This is a genomic window from Pseudomonas sp. KH_027 (assembly GCF_057838565.1).
In genome coordinates this window covers 757,303-773,010 of sequence record NZ_CM174470.1, presented here as the reverse complement: position 1 = coordinate 773,010, position 15,708 = coordinate 757,303, and the positions used below count along the sequence as shown (strand labels likewise).

Here is a 15,708-nt window from a genome sequence, read left to right as displayed (position 1 = left end):
GGGGCCTGTTCACGCCAATTGACGACCGCGCCGCCGCCTCGCTGGCGGCTGTACGGAGAAGGAATAGAAACGATGTTGCCAAGCAAAAATCACTGCAATGCCCTCGCCGCCATCGAGTCAGCGGCCCTTCGGGTTGCGACTGCCGACACGCCATGCTGCGTTGCGGAGCCTGCCGAGGGAGTGACCATCGCCTGCGCCCCGCGCCTTGCCTGGCACGCCGGCAGCCGGTACCGCGGTTCGCCCTTTGACGCGAGCATGCCCCGATGACTATGCCCCTTAACCAAACGCTGCTGGAGCGCGCCAGCGCCAAGCTCGGCCCACAGCTGTCCATCGGACTTGGGCTGCTCGTTCTCGCCGTGCTGATCGCCCTGCCGCTGCTGCACCTGCTGCCGACGGATAGTCCCCTGCAGGTCTCGGCCTATACCCTGACCCTGGTCGGCAAGATCCTCTGCTACGCCATCGTCGCCCTGGCGCTGGACCTGGTCTGGGGTTACGCCGGGCTGCTGTCGCTCGGCCACGGGCTGTTCTTCGCCCTCGGCGGCTACGCCATGGGCATGTACCTGATGCGCCAGAGCGCCGGCGACGGCTTGCCGGCCTTCATGACCTTCCTGTCCTGGACCGAGCTGCCCTGGTATTGGGCCGGCACCGACCACTTCCTCTGGGCCCTGTGCCTGGTGGTCTTGGCGCCGGGCCTGCTGGCCCTGGTGTTCGGCTTCTTCGCCTTCCGCTCGCGGATCAAGGGCGTGTACTTCTCGATCATGACCCAGGCCCTGACCTTCGCCGGCATGTTGCTGTTCTTTCGCAACGAGACCGGCTTCGGCGGCAACAATGGCTTCACCAACTTTCGCAGCATTCTCGGCTTCGACATCACCGCGCCCGGTACCCGCGCCACCCTGTTCCTGGCCACCGTGCTGCTGCTGACCGCCAGCCTGCTGCTCGGCTGGCGCCTGGCCAGAAGCAAGTTCGGCCGCGTACTGACCGCCCTGCGCGATGCGGAAAACCGTCTGATGTTCTGCGGCTACGACCCGCGCGGCTACAAGCTCTTCATCTGGGTCTTGAGTGCCGTGCTGTGCGGCTTGGCCGGGGCGTTGTACGTGCCGCTGGTGGGTATCATCAACCCCAGCGAAATGTCGCCGACCAACTCCATCGAAGCCGCCGTCTGGGTCGCCCTCGGCGGTCGTGGCAGCCTGATCGGCCCCTTGCTCGGCGCCGGTCTGGTCAACGGCATGAAGAGCTGGTTCACCGTGGCCTTTCCCGAGTACTGGCTGTTCGCCCTGGGTGCGCTGTTCATCCTGGTAACCCTGTACCTGCCCAAGGGTGTGATCGGCCTGCTTCGCAAGAAGGGAGAACACTGATGCGCGCCACTCCGGTACCTGAATTCATGCTCGAACCCGCCTACGACCCGAACACGGATGCCGGCACCAGCCGCGACGCCCTTGGCCTGGGTCGTGTCGCCAGCCAGGGCCTGGACGTGCGCCACGGCACCATCCTGACCCTGGAAGACATCAACGTCAGCTTCGACGGTTTCAAGGCGCTGACCAACCTCACCCTCTACATCGGTGTCGGCGAACTGCGCTGCATCATCGGCCCCAACGGCGCCGGCAAGACCACCATGATGGACGTGATCACCGGCAAGACCCGCCCGGACAGCGGTAAAGCCTACTTCGGCGAAACCCTCGACCTGACCCGCATGAGCGAGGTGCAGATCGCCCAGTCCGGCATTGGCCGCAAGTTCCAGAAGCCGACGGTGTTCGAGGCCCTGAGTGTGTTCGAGAACCTCGAACTGACACTCAAGACCGACAAGTCGGTGTGGGCCAGCCTACGGGCCAAATTGACTGGCGAGCAAAAAGACCGCATCGACGAAGTGCTCGCCACCATCAAGCTGGAGAACTCACGCCATCGCCCCGCCGGCCTGCTCTCCCATGGGCAGAAACAGTTCCTCGAGATCGGCATGCTGCTGATGCAAGACCCGCAATTGCTGCTGCTCGACGAACCCGTAGCGGGCATGACCGACGCCGAAACCGAGTTCACCGCCGAGCTGTTCAAGTCGCTGGCACGCAAGCATTCGCTGATGGTGGTGGAGCACGACATGGGCTTCGTCGGCTCGATCGCCGACCACGTCACCGTGCTGCACCAGGGCAGCGTATTGGCCGAAGGGGCGTTGACCGAGGTGCAGGCGGATGAACGGGTGATCGAGGTTTATTTGGGGCGGTGAGGTTTTTCCCTCTGCCTAACTCTACACCGCTTGTCTCCCCTCTCCCGTTACGGGAGAGGGGACGGGGGTGAGGGTAACGCCAGCAACACAGAATCGACGCAGAGCGTCGCGGACTGCATTCCCACGCGGAGCATGGGAACGATTGAGGGATACACATGCTGCAAGTCGACAAGCTCCACCAGTACTACGGCGGCAGCCACATCCTCCGTGGCCTATCGTTCGACGTCAGGATCGGCGAGGTCACCTGCCTGCTCGGCCGTAACGGCGTGGGCAAGACCACCCTGCTGAAATGCCTGATGGGCCTGATTCCGGCCAAGGACGGCGCCGTGCAGTGGGAAGGCCAGGCTATCACCAGCTTCAAACCGCACCAGCGCGTACACGCCGGCATCGCCTACGTGCCCCAGGGGCGGGAAATTTTCGGCCGCCTGAGCGTCGAGGAAAACCTGTTGATGGGGCTGTCGCGCTTCCCCGGTAGCCAGGCCAAGGAAGTGCCCGAGTTCATCTACGAGTTGTTCCCCGTACTCCGGGAAATGAAGCAACGTCGCGGCGGCGACCTCTCCGGCGGACAACAGCAACAGCTGGCGATAGGGCGAGCGCTGGCCAGCCAACCGCGCCTGCTGATCCTCGACGAACCCACCGAAGGCATCCAGCCCTCGGTGATCAAGGAGATCGGCGCGGTGATCAAAAAGCTCGCCGCCCGTGGCGACATGGCCATTCTGCTGGTCGAGCAGTTCTACGACTTCGCCGCCGAACTGGCCGACCAATACCTGGTGATGTCGCGCGGCGAGATCGTCCAGCAAGGCCGCGGCGACAGCATGGAAGCCGATGGCGTGCGCGGGTTGGTGGCGATTTGAGTGACCAACTTGCAGGGTGGGTCAGGCCGCAGGCCATAACCCACCGGAGGCTCCCTGACACCCACGGTGGGTTACGCCGCTTCGCCGCTAACCCGCCCTACGAAAAAAAGCCATGAACGCACCTGCCCCCGCCGCCCTGTTCACCCCCAACTGGCACGCCGAGCTGGAACTGGGCTATGGACGTGACGGCATGACCACTCGTCCGACCTTGCGTCGCCACAAAGGCCCGCTGCGGGTGCAGAAGCACCTGTATGCCGAAGGCCCCGAGGTGTGCCAGCACATCATCGTCCACCCACCGGGCGGTATCGCCGGTGGCGATCGCCTGGGTATTTGCGCCACGGTTGGCGAAGGTGCCTGGGCGCAATTGACCAGCCCCGGCGCCGCCAAGTGGTACCGCGCAGCCGGCCCGGCCTATCAGCAGGTCGAGTTGCGGGTGGAAGCCGGCGCCACCCTGGAATGGTTGCCGCAGGAAACCATCGTCTACTCCGCCGCCCAGGCCGAACTGAGTACACGCATCGAACTGATCGGCGACGGCAAGCTGTTCTATTGGGACATCGTCGCCCTCGGCCGCCCGGCCAGTGGCGAGCGCTTCGACCACGGCCACTTCCAGGCGCAACTGGACATCCGCCGCGACGGCCAGTTGCTCTGGCACGAACGCCAGCGCGTGGTTGGCGACGATGGCCTGCTCGACTCGCCCATCGGCCTGAACGGCCAACCGGTGTTCGCCACCCTGCTGCTCACCGGTGAAGTCGACACCGAACTGCTCGAACGCTGCCGCGCTTTAGCCTGTCGCGGCCGCGGCGACCTGACTCAACTGCCCGGCCTGCTCGTGGCCCGCTGCCTGGCCAGCGAAGCCCTGCACGCACGCGCCTGGCTGATCGACCTCTGGCATCTGCTGCGCCCAGCCCTGCTCGGGCGCAATGCCGTACCCCCCAGAATCTGGAGCACTTGAACGATGGACCTGACCCCCCGCGAAAAAGACAAACTGCTGATCTTCACCGCCGGCCTGGTGGCCGAACGGCGCCTGGCCCGTGGCGTGAAGCTCAACTACCCGGAAGCCATGGCCTACATCTCCGCCGCCCTGCTCGAAGGCGCCCGCGACGGCCAGACCGTGGCCGAGTTGATGCACTACGGCACCACCCTGCTGCGGCGCGAGCAGGTGATGGAAGGCATCCCGGAGATGATCCCGGAGATCCAGGTCGAAGCCACCTTCCCGGATGGCACCAAGCTGGTCACCGTCCATCAGCCGATCGTCTGACGCCATGACCATTTCGATTCGCGACGCCCGCGACAACGACCTGGAAGCCATCCGCGCCATCTTCAATGACGCGGTGCTCAACACCACGGCGATCTGGATGGACGGCACCGTCGACCTGGCCAACCGCCAGGCCTGGCTGGCCGCGCGCCGGCAGCAGGGCTACCCGGTGCTGGTGGCGGTGGACGCCGATGACAGCGTGCTCGGCTACGCCGCCTACGGCGACTGGCGGCCCTTCGACGGTTTCTGCAACACCGTGGAAAACTCCCTGTACGTCCGCGCCGACCAGCGCGGCCGTGGCCTCGGCGTGCTGTTGCTCGGCGCACTGATCGAACGCGGCAAGGCCGGCGGCAAACACGTGATGGTCGCCGCCATCGAGAGCGGCAACCTCGCCTCCATCGGCCTGCACCAGCGCTTCGGCTTCAGCGTTACCGGGCAAATGCCTCAGGTGGGACGCAAGTTCGGCCGCTGGCTCGACCTGACCTTTATGCAGCTGACTCTTACCCCCGACAGGAGCGCACCATGATTCCCGGCGAATACCAGATTCAGGACGGCGAGATCGAACTCAACGCCGGCCGTCGCACCCTCAGCCTGAGCGTGGCCAACAGCGGCGACCGGCCGATCCAGGTCGGCTCGCACTACCACTTCTACGAAACCAACGACGCCCTGAGCTTCGACCGCGCCAGCAGCCGCGGCATGCGCCTGAACATCCCGGCCGGCACCGCCGTGCGCTTCGAGCCCGGCCAGTCGCGGGAAGTCGAACTGGTCGACCTCGCCGGTCATCGCCGCGTGTTCGGCTTCGCCGGGCGGGTGATGGGCAACCTGGATTGACAGCACCTACAGGGCCTGTGGGCGGGGCGTTGGCCGCGACTAGGGCAACATCATCGCGGCTAAAGCCCCGCCCACAGAAATACATCGACCGAATCGCGTCAGGAATAGAGTGATGAAAATCAGCAGACAAGCCTACGCCGACATGTTCGGCCCCACCGTCGGCGACAAGGTGCGCCTGGCCGACACCGAACTATGGATCGAAGTGGAAAAAGACTTCACCACCTACGGCGAAGAAGTGAAGTTCGGCGGCGGCAAGGTGATTCGCGACGGCATGGGCCAGGGCCAGCTCTGCGCGGCGGACGTGGTCGACACGCTGATCACCAACGCACTGATCGTCGACCACTGGGGCATCGTCAAAGCCGACGTCGGCCTGAAGGACGGCCGCATCAAAGCCATCGGCAAGGCCGGCAACCCGGACATCCAGCCCGACGTGACCATCGCCGTCGGCGCCGGCACCGAAGTGATCGCCGGCGAAGGCATGATCCTCACCGCTGGCGGCATCGATACGCACATCCACTTCATCTGCCCGCAGCAAATCGAAGAAGCGCTGATGAGCGGCGTCACCACCATGATCGGCGGCGGCACGGGACCGGCCACCGGCACCAACGCCACCACCTGCACCTCCGGGCCCTGGCACCTGGCGCGCATGCTCCAGGCCGCCGACGCCTTCCCGATGAACATCGGCCTTACCGGCAAGGGCAACGCCAGCCTGCCGGAACCGCTGATCGAACAGGTCAAGGCCGGCGCCATCGGCCTCAAGCTGCACGAAGACTGGGGCACCACCCCCGCCGCCATCGACAACTGCCTGAGCGTGGCCGACCAGTACGATGTGCAGGTGGCGATTCACACCGACACCCTGAACGAATCCGGCTTCGTCGAAACCACCCTGGGCGCCTTCAAGGGTCGCACCATCCACACCTACCACACCGAAGGCGCCGGCGGCGGCCACGCCCCGGACATCATCAAGGCCTGCGGCTTCCCGAATGTGCTGCCCAGCTCGACCAATCCGACCCGGCCGTTCACCAAGAACACCATCGACGAACACCTGGACATGCTGATGGTCTGCCACCACCTCGACCCGAGCATCGCCGAAGACGTGGCGTTCGCCGAAAGCCGCATCCGCCGCGAGACCATCGCCGCCGAAGACATCCTGCATGACCTCGGTGCCTTCTCGATGATCAGCTCGGATAGCCAGGCCATGGGCCGCGTCGGCGAAGTGATCACCCGCACCTGGCAGACCGCCGACAAGATGAAGAAACAGCGCGGCGCATTGCCGGGCGACGGCCCGGGCAACGACAACTTCCGCGCCAAACGCTACATCGCCAAGTACACCATCAACCCGGCGATCACCCATGGCATCAGCCACGAAGTAGGCTCCATCGAAGTGGGCAAATGGGCCGACCTGGTGCTTTGGCGTCCGGCGTTCTTCGGTGTCAAACCGACGCTTATCCTCAAGGGCGGCGCCATTGCCGCCAGCCTGATGGGCGACGCCAACGCCTCGATCCCCACCCCGCAGCCCGTGCACTACCGGCCGATGTTCGCCAGCTACGGCGGCAGCCTGCACGCCACCAGCCTGACCTTCATCAGCCAGGCCGCACTGGATGCCGGCATTCCCGAACATCTGGGGTTGAAGAAAAAGATCGGCGTGGTCAAAGGCTGCCGCGAGGTGCAGAAGACCGACCTGATCCACAACGACTATTTGCCGAACATCGAAGTCGACGCGCATAACTACCAGGTCAAGGCCGACGGTCAGTTGCTCTGGTGCGAACCGGCGGATGTGCTGCCGATGGCGCAACGGTATTTTCTATTCTGAGAAAGTAGCCCGATAGTGGACCGTTAGGTAAGTTGGGCTGAACTCCGCGAAGCCCAACGAATAACGCCCTACGTTGGGCTTCGTCGCAAGCGCCTCAACCCAACCGCCCCACAATCACGCCCTCTCAACGCAACTGACTGTCCTTGCTGCCACGCCGGTTGTAGCCGCTGAACTTCGCCTGTTCCTTGTCGTGCTCCGTCTGGCAAGCCACACACAGGCGCACGCCGGGAATGGCTTTGCGCCGTGCTTCGGGAATCACGGCATCGCACGCTTCGCAATGGCTCAGGCCCTCGCCGCTCGGCAACTGGCTGCGGGCGCGCTGGATGGCGTCCTCGATGCTGCTGTCGATCTGCTCTTGCACCGCCCCGTCACTTGCCCAGCCACCGGCCATTGCAGCCTCCCGCAGTTATCTGCCTGTGCTACAGATATGAGCGCCTGTACGGCGTTTTACAAGCGCAGGTCATCGGGCCAACGGCGATGACGCGGGCTATTCCTTCACATCCATGAACGCTTCAGCCCAGACGAAGTACTCTTCGGGGTGCGTGTATTTATGCGACAGCGCGGATGCACTGAGGTCGCTGGCGCTCACCTGGCGTTGCTCGCGCAGGCAGTCGTAAGTCGCCTTGATCGCCGCGAAGTAAGCGGCATGGCCGTCCACCACGATGCGCACACCGAGACTGGCCAGACGCACATCATCACGCAGCGATGGATTGCCGTAGGTGACCAGCATGAGCGGCACGCTGAGGTGTTCGGCAATCCGCTCCAGATGCTCGAAATCGCTGACCCCAACCATGCAGATGCCATCGGCACCCGCACGCTGATAGGCGACGGTGCGGCGAATCACTTCCTCGACATCGAGCACACCGGCATGGGTTCGGGCGATGATGGCCAGGGCCGGATCGACCCGTGCCTCCAGGGCCGCGCGAATTTTGCCGACCCCCTCTTCCACCGCAATCAGGTCGGTCGATTTACGCCCGAACTGGGCTGGCAGCAAGGTGTCCTCGAGGGTCAGCGCGGCAATGCCGGCGCGCTCCAACTCGACCACCGTGCGCATCACGTTGAGGGCGTTGCCGTAGCCGTGGTCGGCATCGGCGATCACCGGCAGGCAGCTGACGCGACCGATGCGGGTGGCCTGCTCAACGAACTCGCTGAGGGTGATCAGGGCGAAGTCCGGGGCGGCCAGCACCTGCAGGGAGGCCACCGAGCCGCCGAGGATACCGACTTCGAAACCCAGGTCGCCGGCAATCCGCGCGGACATCGGGTCGAAGACCGAGGCGGTGTGATAACAGGCGTCGGAAGCGAGCAAGCGACGAAAGGCGCTGCGCAGTTCGTGATGAGAAACTCTGGGCATGGGCGGTTCCAACGGGTGAGTTCTTATTGAGTCGTCGCTTAACCATAGCAAGACACATACCCGTACAGGCAACTGCCATAGAGGTACCCACAGCCGCTCTAGCACGGGCATAAGGCTTGCAGCGCCGGCGAGCCGGTGGCGAATTCACGCCCTCCCGTCGGTTGTAGGGGCGATAAACCGCCACTACTTGCCGGCGGATCACGGCGGAGCTGGCCGACATTCCGGCGCCGTTCATGGGCGCCTTGTACGGCAGCGCGTCTGAATGCGCGAAGCTGGGAATGGAAACCCACAGGGCGGCGTCGATTGCGGCAAGTCGGTAGAGCGAGCAGTCCGTCATTGGCGGACGCAGAGCGGCCTCAGTCACGCCGCGAACAACCCGCCAGTACCTAATGCAGAACACCGCTCCCATCAGCGACTGACTGGGTTACCGCCTTCACGGCAAAGTGGCGGCAAGGGCAAAGATCGGCGCGAATCCTTGGCAGGCTGCCACAGCGCGGCGAGGCCACCCTACCTGAGCATAAAAGCACCAAGGCGGTGCATTGAAGATAGTCGCGCACCAAATAAAACCTGACCAATGCCCCAGTTTTTACCTGCCCCATGCTCAAGCCGCTCCAGCCCGGCGCTGCACGTGTTTGGCACCGCCCTTGCTCTGCAAGGAGCATTGAATTTGCCGGAACATCCTCATGCTGGTCATCCACAACCGAATCCAGCCACAACCGCACTGGGATGCCGAATTGCTGCTCAGCTTCGCGGCACGCAGCAAAAGCCGGCTGCGCTGCTTCACCACCCTAGGCGAAGATGTCGGCCTGTTTCTCGAGCGTGGCCAACCGGCGCTGTATGACGGCGAATGCCTGCAAGCGCAGGACGGTCGTATCGTGCGCGTTTGCGCCAGCCCGGAACAACTGCTGCATGTGACCTGCGCCAATGCCTTCGAGCTGACCCGCGCCGCCTATCACCTCGGCAACCGCCATGTCGCCCTGCAACTCGGTGACGGCTGGCTGCGCTTGCCGGAGGACTATGTGCTGCAAGCCATGCTCGAACAGCTTGGCGCCACAGTGGAATTGATCGAAGCGCCCTACCAGCCCGAACAGGGCGCCTATGGCGGCGGCCACCATCACTCGCATGCCGGCGACAGCGAATTCAGTTACGCGCCGCGCCTGCATCAGTTCGGCGCACGTAAGTGACCAGCAGCACCCGCCTGCTGAACCCGGCCTGGGCCTTGCTGCGCCTGGCCAGCCCACAATTGCCGATTGGCGGCTACAGCTACTCGCAAGGCCTGGAAATGGCCGTTGAACATGGGCTGGTCAACGACCCGTCAAGCGCGCAGCGCTGGATCGCTGATCAACTGCTGCTCAACCTGGCCCGCTTCGAGGCGCCACTGCTGCTGGCCCATTGCAATGCTGCCAGCAGCGCTGCTTGGCAAGCCTTGCACGAACTCGCCGAGCAACAGCGCGCCAGTCGCGAAACCCGCGAACTGCAGCAGGAAAGCCGGCAAATGGGCTACTCCCTGAAACAACTGCTGGACGGTTTGCCGGAGCTGGATGAGCCGGCCCGCAATTGCCTCGCCACCCTCCACGAGCCCGGCCTGGCCGTGATGTGGGCATTGGCCGCACGCGCCTGGCATATCGCGCCAAACGATGCCCTCGCCGCCTGGCTGTGGGGCTGGCTGGAAAACCAACTGGCGGTGCTGATGAAAACCCTGCCACTGGGCCAGCAAGCCGCGCAACGCCTGACCTCACAGCTGCTGCCGCTACTGGAGCAAGCGCAGCAACTGGCCTGTGAAAGCCACTCCACACACTGGGGCAGCGCCGCGTTTGGCCTGGCCCTGTCGAGCATGGCGCACGAACGCCAGTACAGCCGTCTATTCCGCTCTTGATCGTGAAAAGGAAGCATTGAAGATGAACAGCCAACCCCTGCGCATCGGCATCGGTGGCCCGGTCGGTTCCGGCAAGACGGCCCTGACCCTGGCCCTCTGCCTGGCCCTGCGCGAGCGCTATAACCTGGCCGTGGTGACCAACGATATCTACACCCAGGAAGACGCGCAGTTTCTGGTGCGCAACGAAGCCCTGGAGCCGGAACGCATCATCGGCGTGGAAACCGGCGGCTGTCCGCACACGGCAATCCGCGAGGACGCCTCGATCAACCTCGAGGCGGTCGACCAACTCAACCGGCGCTTCCCGGGCCTTGATCTGATCATTGTCGAATCCGGTGGCGACAACCTTTCCGCCACCTTCAGCCCCGAGCTGTCGGACCTGACCCTCTACGTGATCGACGTTTCCGCCGGCGACAAGCTGCCGCGCAAGGGCGGTCCGGGCATCTGCAAGTCCGACCTGCTGGTGATCAACAAGATCGACCTGGCCCCCATGGTCGGCGCTTCGTTGGAAACGATGGAGCGCGACACCCGCAAGATGCGTGGCGACAAGCCCTTCGTGTTCAGCAATCAGAAGACCGGTCTGGGCCTGGATCAGATCATCGCCTTTATCGAAAAACAGGGGTTGCTCACCGCAGCCTGAACCGACTCCTCGCGAACGAAGGAAAAACCATGAACCTGCGTAAAGTCCTCTATAGCCTGGCCCTGTTCCTCACGCCTGCCGTGGCCTTTGCCCACCCGGGCCACGACAGCTCCGGCATGCTGGCCGGCATCGCCCACCCGGTTACCGGCCTCGATCACCTGCTGGCGATGCTCGCCGTGGGCCTGTGGGCCGCGCAGCAACAAGGCGCGGCACGCTGGGCGCTGCCGTTGACCTTCGTCGGCACCATGCTGGCCGGTGGTTTGCTCGGTTTCCAAGGGGCTGAGTTGCCCTTCATGGAAACCGGTATCGCCGCATCCGTACTCGCGCTCGGCCTGCTGGTTGCAGTTGCCGTACGCCCGCCGGTTTGGCTGGCCGTTGGCCTGACTTCGATGTTCGCCATGGCCCACGGCGTTGCTCACGGCCTGGAACTGCCAGACCTGGTCAGCCCGTGGGGTTATGCCATCGGCTTCGTCGCCGCCACCGCCTGCCTGCACGCCGCCGGTTACGCCGTGGTACGCATCCTGCCAAATGCTGCGGCGCCGTTGGTGCGCATTGCCGGCGCCGCATCGGCGGGTGCCGGCGTGTGGTTATTGGCGGGCTGATTCAGACTTGCTCAGTGGGAGCGGCTTCCGCGGCGAAAAGCATCGCGGCTGAAGCCGCTCCCACAGGATGTGCTCAAAGCGGAAAATACGAAAAACGGCAGCTGGGTTAAACGTGCACCGCCACGCGCAGGGCTTCGTAGGAGCCAGCGGCGTGGATACCCAGCGCCGCGCACAGCTCCAGCACGCGCGGCAGATCGGTGGTGTACACCAGCACGGCCTGCAACTCGTCATCCAACGGTTGGCTGAAGTCCATCAGCACATAACCCTGAGTCTCCGGGCTCATGCTGCTCAACTGCACCTGAATGCGATTCAGCGCCGTCAGCGCTTCGGTTTTCAGCAGTTGCTTGGGCTTGATATTGAACGGCACATCCTTGCCGAACGAATCGACGATCTGCTGAAACAGCTCGGCATAGGTATCCGCCTGAAACAGCACCGTCTCCGGCAAGCTACCGACCACCACCCACTCGCCCAAGGGAATGGTGAAGGTATCGTCGTAATTGATATCCGGGTTGGCGATGAGAAAGGCCTGGGGATCGGCGTAGGCCTGGGCGGCCTCGTCGGCGACCTTGGCGATCTCGTCCTCGCTCATGCAGCCCGAACTTATTTTTTCGAGCAGTTCGGCAAGCGGGTTCTTCATGGCGGCGGTCCTCGGGAAGTGGAATGACGCAAAGGATATCTCGAAGCCCGGTAAGAGGGCTTTCCCAGGCAAAAAAAACCCGGCACAAGCCGGGTCGGAGGGCGGGTAGCCGGGGAGGCGGAACCCGCGGAGCAAGGAGACGTGCGCAGCGGTCGAACCGCTCGGGTGGCGCGGAAAACGCTTGAAAGGCTTGGGCTGGGCGACCTTTACAGGTCAAGCCACACGGCTGGCACCAGTACGTTCGGCACCACCTTCAGCCACACGGTTTGCGCCGGTACGATCGGCACCACCTTCAGCCACACGGTTTGCACCAGTACGATCGGCACCACCTTCGGCCACACGGTTTGCGCCTACACGATCAGCACCACCTTCGGCCACACGGTTTGCGCCTACACGATCAGCACCACCTTCGGCCACACGGTTTGCGCCTACACGATCAGCACCACCTTCGGCGATGATGGATGCGGGGGCTTTGACGCCGTACAGGGTGAAGTCGGGTTGGTCGGACGGCAGAGCAAAAACACTAGCGGACAGACTGGCCAGGATCAGGCTGGCGAAGACTTGGCTTTTCATGGGATGGCTCCTCGTGGGGGCTGGAAAGTGGGTACGGAGCCTATGGTACTCACCGGATTTTTATTAAGAAGTGAAGGGCCGCGATAGTAAGCATCGACGCCATTGATTGTAGAAAAAATCATTCCACATCAATCAGTTACTTCTTAATAAAAGCCACCAACCACCTTTCTAGACGCTGGCCAGCGTACGTTCGGTCTGGGCAAAGCGCTCCGTCAGCCAGTCGACGAACACCCTCACCCGTGGCGACATATGTCGGTTGTGCGGGTACAGCACAACCGGCATCGGCATCGTTGATCCGCTCAAGCCAGCCCTGTGAACCACGCAAGCCCTCGTCGACAACGCTCGGTACCTGATAGCCGCGTGAGAGCACACTGCTGTATGCGCCTCACATCACTTGATAAGCGGCGGCCAGCTCCTCGGCGAAATCCTCGAAGCGGGTCGCTGTGGTGTTGCCGCGCGTACGCCCCTCCAGGGACTTCACCCGCCCCTCGCTGATGGCCTGGGCCAGCTCGGCATAAAGGCCCGCGAGGCAGGCGGAAAAGCCTGCCTGTTGCAGCGCCTCACTCAGCTCGTTGGGCGGCAGCTGCACATAAGGCAGATCGGGCTTGCCGATACGCTCGCCGAAAATCCGGGTCGCCTCGCGGTAGCTGAGATCACGCGCCCCCAGCAGCTCGCGTACCTGCCAGCCACTCCAGTCGCGGGCGATCAGGGCTTTGGCCGCCGCGTCGGCGATATCGCGGGTGGCGATCATCGGCAACGCCACATCCGCCGCCACGCCGTCGGCGTTGAAGCCCATTTGCTTGATCAAGCCCAGGGCCGCATGGAAGTTCTCGAAAAACGCCCCGGCGCGCAGCACCCGGATATTCGCGCCCTCGACACTGCGCAGCCGCGCCTCCTGCGCATGGTGACTGGCGATCGGCCCGGTACCCGTCGGCAGGTCCGCCCCGACGCTGCTCAGCGCCACCACATGGCGCACAGCACTGGCGCGCAAGGCGCGGACGATGGCCTCCCCCTGCACCTGCTGCTCTGCATAGTAATCGAGGGTCTGCACCTCATACGGCAACAGCGTGTAGACCGCATCCGCGCCGCTGAAGGCCTCGGTCAGAAACCCGGCATCGGTTGACTCGCCAACCAGTACCTGTGCGCCGGCGCCGGCCAATTCGGACAACTTGCTCTGCGAGCGGCCGAGCGCGCGAACCGGTTGGCCAGCCTGTAATAACCGTTCGGTAATGCGTTTGCCGGTATGACCGGTAGCGCCCATCACAGTGATCATCTCGTCCTCCTCATGGGCATCGAGCCTTTGGCGGTTGCCGCAGGTCCCTTTCCCACTTGCCTGGCGTCCAGTCTCACCCCAAGCAATAGGACGCTCAATGATCGCAAGTCGCCTGTTCATGCTCATTCGTCCAATCCGTCTGGACGGCTCGACGACAGAGGCGCAGATTGGTGGCCATGAACGATCAGGACATTTGGGCGCCGCTGGACCCGCTCGGCGAAGCGCTGCACTTTTTGCGGATGAGTGGCACCTTCTACTGCCGCTCCGAATTCACGGCGCCGTGGGGGCTCGCGCTGCCGGCGTTACCGCAGTGCCTGATGTTCCATTTCGTCACGACCGGCCGCTGCTGGCTGGAAACCGAAGACGACAGCCCGCTGCTGTTGCAGCCGGGCGATCTGGCGCTGGTGCCCCATGGCGCCGGCCACCGCCTGGTCAGCGAAGCGGGCGCTAGTGCCGCGCCGCTGTTCGACCTGCCGCGCGAATACATCAGCGAGCGCTATGAAGTGCTCCGTCACGGCGGCGGTGGCACGGCCACGAGTATCGTCTGCGGCGCCGTGCGCTTCGATCACCCGGCCGCGCACCAGCTGATCCAGCTGCTTCCGGCGGTGATCCGCGTCGCGGCATCCGACTCCACGCAGACGGACTGGCTGCAAAGCACGCTGCGCTTCATGGCGGACGAAGCCAAGGCGCTACGGCCGGGCGGCGAAACGATCATCACCCGCCTCGCCGACATCCTGGTGATCCAGGCCATCCGCGCGTGGATCGAGCGCGACCCGACGGCGCAGACGGGCTGGCTCGGCGCCTTGCAGGACAAACAGATCGGTCGCGCCATCAGCCTGATCCACCGCGATCCCGCACGACCCTGGACACTGGCGACGCTGGCGGCGGAAGTGGCGATGTCACGCTCGGCTTTCGCGGCGCGCTTCAGCGAGCGCGTTGGTGTGCCGGCGATGCACTACGTGGCGCGCTGGCGCATGCACGTCGCGCTGGCCTGGCTGCAAGAACGCGACGCGCCGCTCGGTGATCTGGCAGGCCGCCTCGGCTACCAGTCCGAGGCGGCATTCAGCCGCGCCTTCAAGCGCTTTATCGGTGTATCTCCCGGCGCGATCCGGCGCAATGCAGAAGCGGCAGACACCGGCCGCTGGCAAGCCTGACCCCGCGTAACGTTCAGCCCCCGTCAGCAGCCGATGGCAACAACCGGTGGTCGCCGGCCCTGTAGCGGCGCAAAAAATGCGCTTAGCTCCATGGATAAATAACTGTGCGCGTAGGCCTAGCAGCCACAGCGCCAGTCGCGACGAATCCGTGAGTCCTGACAGCTGCCGTATGAGGGGATGACCATGATTATGCTCACCATCAATGCCAAGGAGCAGCCGTTCGATGTGCCGGGCGACATGCCATTGCTCTGGGTGCTGCGCGATGTGGCGCACCTGACCGGCACCAAGTTCGGCTGCGGCATCGCCCAGTGCGGCGCCTGCACCGTGCATGTCGATGGCGCCCCCCTGCGGTCCTGCATCACCCCGGTGTCGGCGCTGGCAGGGAAATCCATCACCACCATCGAAGGTCTTTCCGCCGACGGCTCGCACCCGGTGCAGCGCGCCTGGGCCGAGCTCGACGTGGTGCAGTGCGGCTACTGCCAGTCCGGCCAGATCATGTCGGCGGCCGCCTTGCTGGCGAAGATTCCCGCGCCAACGGACAGCGATATCGACCAGGCTCTGTCGGGGAATATCTGCCGCTGCGGCACCTATCCGCGCATCCGCGCGGCCGTCAAACGCGCCGCTGAGCTTGGCTAGC

The 15,708-nt window shown here is 64.2% G+C and carries 19 protein-coding genes; 14 read left to right on the top strand and 5 right to left on the bottom strand.

Annotated elements, in window-relative coordinates; all coding sequences use genetic code 11:
• Positions 1 to 263 precede the first annotated feature (263 nt).
• From urtC to ureC, 8 genes are all read left to right on the top strand, one after another.
• Positions 264 to 1,355: an urea ABC transporter permease subunit UrtC gene (gene urtC / locus AC3IYG_RS03600; RefSeq protein ID WP_489312354.1), complete on the top strand. Its 1,092-nt coding sequence runs from the start codon at positions 264 to 266 to the stop codon at positions 1,353 to 1,355.
• Positions 1,355 to 2,215: an urea ABC transporter ATP-binding protein UrtD gene (gene urtD / locus AC3IYG_RS03595; protein WP_489312353.1), complete on the top strand. Its 861-nt coding sequence runs from the start codon at positions 1,355 to 1,357 to the stop codon at positions 2,213 to 2,215. Before urtC ends, urtD begins: the two co-directional genes overlap by 1 nt.
• Before the next feature lie 155 nt (positions 2,216 to 2,370).
• Positions 2,371 to 3,069 (top strand): urea ABC transporter ATP-binding subunit UrtE, encoded by a 699-nt coding sequence (gene urtE / locus AC3IYG_RS03590; RefSeq protein WP_489312352.1) that lies wholly within the window; start codon positions 2,371 to 2,373, stop codon positions 3,067 to 3,069.
• Between the two features lie 112 nt (positions 3,070 to 3,181).
• Entirely contained in the window at positions 3,182 to 4,021 is an 840-nt protein-coding gene (locus AC3IYG_RS03585; protein WP_489312351.1) for an urease accessory protein UreD, read from the top strand.
• Between the two features lie 3 nt (positions 4,022 to 4,024).
• The gene (gene ureA, locus AC3IYG_RS03580) at positions 4,025 to 4,327 is read left to right on the top strand and encodes an urease subunit gamma (protein ID WP_401120596.1); all 303 of its coding nucleotides are present in this window, start codon (positions 4,025 to 4,027) and stop codon (positions 4,325 to 4,327) included.
• 4 nt (positions 4,328 to 4,331) lie between these two features.
• Positions 4,332 to 4,850, top strand: coding sequence for a GNAT family N-acetyltransferase (locus tag AC3IYG_RS03575; protein ID WP_489312350.1), 519 nt, complete (start codon positions 4,332 to 4,334; stop codon positions 4,848 to 4,850).
• Entirely contained in the window at positions 4,847 to 5,155 is a 309-nt protein-coding gene (locus AC3IYG_RS03570; protein WP_489312349.1) for an urease subunit beta, read from the top strand. Before AC3IYG_RS03575 ends, AC3IYG_RS03570 begins: the two co-directional genes overlap by 4 nt.
• Before the next feature lie 112 nt (positions 5,156 to 5,267).
• Positions 5,268 to 6,968: an urease subunit alpha gene (ureC, locus tag AC3IYG_RS03565; protein WP_489312347.1), complete on the top strand. Its 1,701-nt coding sequence runs from the start codon at positions 5,268 to 5,270 to the stop codon at positions 6,966 to 6,968.
• A 124-nt stretch (positions 6,969 to 7,092) separates the two neighbouring features.
• Here ureC and AC3IYG_RS03560 read toward each other — a convergent pair whose 3' ends face one another.
• Positions 7,093 to 7,359 carry a DksA/TraR family C4-type zinc finger protein gene (locus AC3IYG_RS03560; RefSeq protein ID WP_489312346.1) on the bottom strand — a complete coding sequence of 89 codons (267 nt, stop codon included), beginning with the start codon at positions 7,357 to 7,359 and terminating at the stop codon, positions 7,093 to 7,095.
• 96 nt (positions 7,360 to 7,455) lie between these two features.
• The gene (locus AC3IYG_RS03555) at positions 7,456 to 8,319 is read right to left on the bottom strand and encodes an isocitrate lyase/PEP mutase family protein (protein ID WP_489312345.1); all 864 of its coding nucleotides are present in this window, start codon (positions 8,317 to 8,319) and stop codon (positions 7,456 to 7,458) included.
• A 683-nt stretch (positions 8,320 to 9,002) separates the two neighbouring features.
• On the opposite strand from AC3IYG_RS03555, the gene ureE reads away from it, so the two are divergent.
• Genes ureE through AC3IYG_RS03535 form a run of 4 tightly spaced genes read left to right on the top strand, consistent with a single transcriptional unit; the run spans position 9,003 to position 11,434 of the window.
• On the top strand, positions 9,003 to 9,503 hold the full coding sequence (ureE, locus tag AC3IYG_RS03550; RefSeq protein WP_489312343.1) for an urease accessory protein UreE: 501 nt from the start codon (positions 9,003 to 9,005) through the stop codon (positions 9,501 to 9,503).
• 17 nt (positions 9,504 to 9,520) lie between these two features.
• Entirely contained in the window at positions 9,521 to 10,195 is a 675-nt protein-coding gene (locus AC3IYG_RS03545) for an urease accessory protein UreF (RefSeq protein WP_489313831.1), read from the top strand.
• A 22-nt stretch (positions 10,196 to 10,217) separates the two neighbouring features.
• Positions 10,218 to 10,832, top strand: a complete 615-nt coding sequence (gene ureG / locus AC3IYG_RS03540; RefSeq protein WP_489312342.1) for an urease accessory protein UreG — start codon at positions 10,218 to 10,220, stop codon at positions 10,830 to 10,832.
• A gap of 29 nt (positions 10,833 to 10,861) precedes the next feature.
• Positions 10,862 to 11,434: a HupE/UreJ family protein gene (locus tag AC3IYG_RS03535; RefSeq protein ID WP_489312341.1), complete on the top strand. Its 573-nt coding sequence runs from the start codon at positions 10,862 to 10,864 to the stop codon at positions 11,432 to 11,434.
• Positions 11,435 to 11,540: 106 nt separating this feature from the next.
• Here AC3IYG_RS03535 and AC3IYG_RS03530 read toward each other — a convergent pair whose 3' ends face one another.
• The 3 genes from AC3IYG_RS03530 to AC3IYG_RS03520 form a co-directional block, all read right to left on the bottom strand.
• Positions 11,541 to 12,071, bottom strand: a complete 531-nt coding sequence (locus tag AC3IYG_RS03530) for a hypothetical protein (protein ID WP_489312340.1) — start codon at positions 12,069 to 12,071, stop codon at positions 11,541 to 11,543.
• Between the two features lie 213 nt (positions 12,072 to 12,284).
• The gene (locus tag AC3IYG_RS03525) at positions 12,285 to 12,644 is read right to left on the bottom strand and encodes a phage infection protein (protein ID WP_489312339.1); all 360 of its coding nucleotides are present in this window, start codon (positions 12,642 to 12,644) and stop codon (positions 12,285 to 12,287) included.
• 385 nt (positions 12,645 to 13,029) lie between these two features.
• Positions 13,030 to 13,917 (bottom strand): NmrA family NAD(P)-binding protein, encoded by an 888-nt coding sequence (locus tag AC3IYG_RS03520; RefSeq protein ID WP_489312338.1) that lies wholly within the window; start codon positions 13,915 to 13,917, stop codon positions 13,030 to 13,032.
• A gap of 176 nt (positions 13,918 to 14,093) precedes the next feature.
• Between AC3IYG_RS03520 and AC3IYG_RS03515 the strand changes: the two genes are divergently transcribed.
• Both AC3IYG_RS03515 and AC3IYG_RS03510 read left to right on the top strand, forming a co-directional pair.
• A complete protein-coding gene (locus tag AC3IYG_RS03515; protein WP_489312337.1) occupies positions 14,094 to 15,071 on the top strand; it encodes an AraC family transcriptional regulator in 978 nt (325 codons plus the stop codon).
• A gap of 183 nt (positions 15,072 to 15,254) precedes the next feature.
• On the top strand, positions 15,255 to 15,707 hold the full coding sequence (locus AC3IYG_RS03510; protein WP_489312336.1) for a (2Fe-2S)-binding protein: 453 nt from the start codon (positions 15,255 to 15,257) through the stop codon (positions 15,705 to 15,707).
• Position 15,708: the final 1 nt, after the last annotated feature.

Excerpts from the sequence above, each read along its gene's own strand:
- urtC (WP_489312354.1), top strand. The coding sequence starts at position 264 with ATGACTATGCCCCTTAACCAAACGCTGCTGGAGCGCGCCAGCGCCAAG.
- urtD (WP_489312353.1), top strand. The coding sequence starts at position 1,355 with ATGCGCGCCACTCCGGTACCTGAATTCATGCTCGAACCCGCCTACGAC.
- urtE (WP_489312352.1), top strand. The coding sequence starts at position 2,371 with ATGCTGCAAGTCGACAAGCTCCACCAGTACTACGGCGGCAGCCACATC.
- AC3IYG_RS03585 (WP_489312351.1), top strand. The coding sequence starts at position 3,182 with ATGAACGCACCTGCCCCCGCCGCCCTGTTCACCCCCAACTGGCACGCC.
- ureA (WP_401120596.1), top strand. The coding sequence starts at position 4,025 with ATGGACCTGACCCCCCGCGAAAAAGACAAACTGCTGATCTTCACCGCC.
- AC3IYG_RS03575 (WP_489312350.1), top strand. The coding sequence starts at position 4,332 with ATGACCATTTCGATTCGCGACGCCCGCGACAACGACCTGGAAGCCATC.
- AC3IYG_RS03570 (WP_489312349.1), top strand. The coding sequence starts at position 4,847 with ATGATTCCCGGCGAATACCAGATTCAGGACGGCGAGATCGAACTCAAC.
- ureC (WP_489312347.1), top strand. The coding sequence starts at position 5,268 with ATGAAAATCAGCAGACAAGCCTACGCCGACATGTTCGGCCCCACCGTC.
- AC3IYG_RS03560 (WP_489312346.1), bottom strand. The coding sequence starts at position 7,359 with ATGGCCGGTGGCTGGGCAAGTGACGGGGCGGTGCAAGAGCAGATCGAC.
- AC3IYG_RS03555 (WP_489312345.1), bottom strand. The coding sequence starts at position 8,319 with ATGCCCAGAGTTTCTCATCACGAACTGCGCAGCGCCTTTCGTCGCTTG.
- ureE (WP_489312343.1), top strand. The coding sequence starts at position 9,003 with ATGCTGGTCATCCACAACCGAATCCAGCCACAACCGCACTGGGATGCC.
- ureG (WP_489312342.1), top strand. The coding sequence starts at position 10,218 with ATGAACAGCCAACCCCTGCGCATCGGCATCGGTGGCCCGGTCGGTTCC.
- AC3IYG_RS03535 (WP_489312341.1), top strand. The coding sequence starts at position 10,862 with ATGAACCTGCGTAAAGTCCTCTATAGCCTGGCCCTGTTCCTCACGCCT.
- AC3IYG_RS03530 (WP_489312340.1), bottom strand. The coding sequence starts at position 12,071 with ATGAAGAACCCGCTTGCCGAACTGCTCGAAAAAATAAGTTCGGGCTGC.
- AC3IYG_RS03525 (WP_489312339.1), bottom strand. The coding sequence starts at position 12,644 with ATGAAAAGCCAAGTCTTCGCCAGCCTGATCCTGGCCAGTCTGTCCGCT.
- AC3IYG_RS03520 (WP_489312338.1), bottom strand. The coding sequence starts at position 13,917 with ATGATCACTGTGATGGGCGCTACCGGTCATACCGGCAAACGCATTACC.
- AC3IYG_RS03515 (WP_489312337.1), top strand. The coding sequence starts at position 14,094 with ATGAACGATCAGGACATTTGGGCGCCGCTGGACCCGCTCGGCGAAGCG.
- AC3IYG_RS03510 (WP_489312336.1), top strand. The coding sequence starts at position 15,255 with ATGATTATGCTCACCATCAATGCCAAGGAGCAGCCGTTCGATGTGCCG.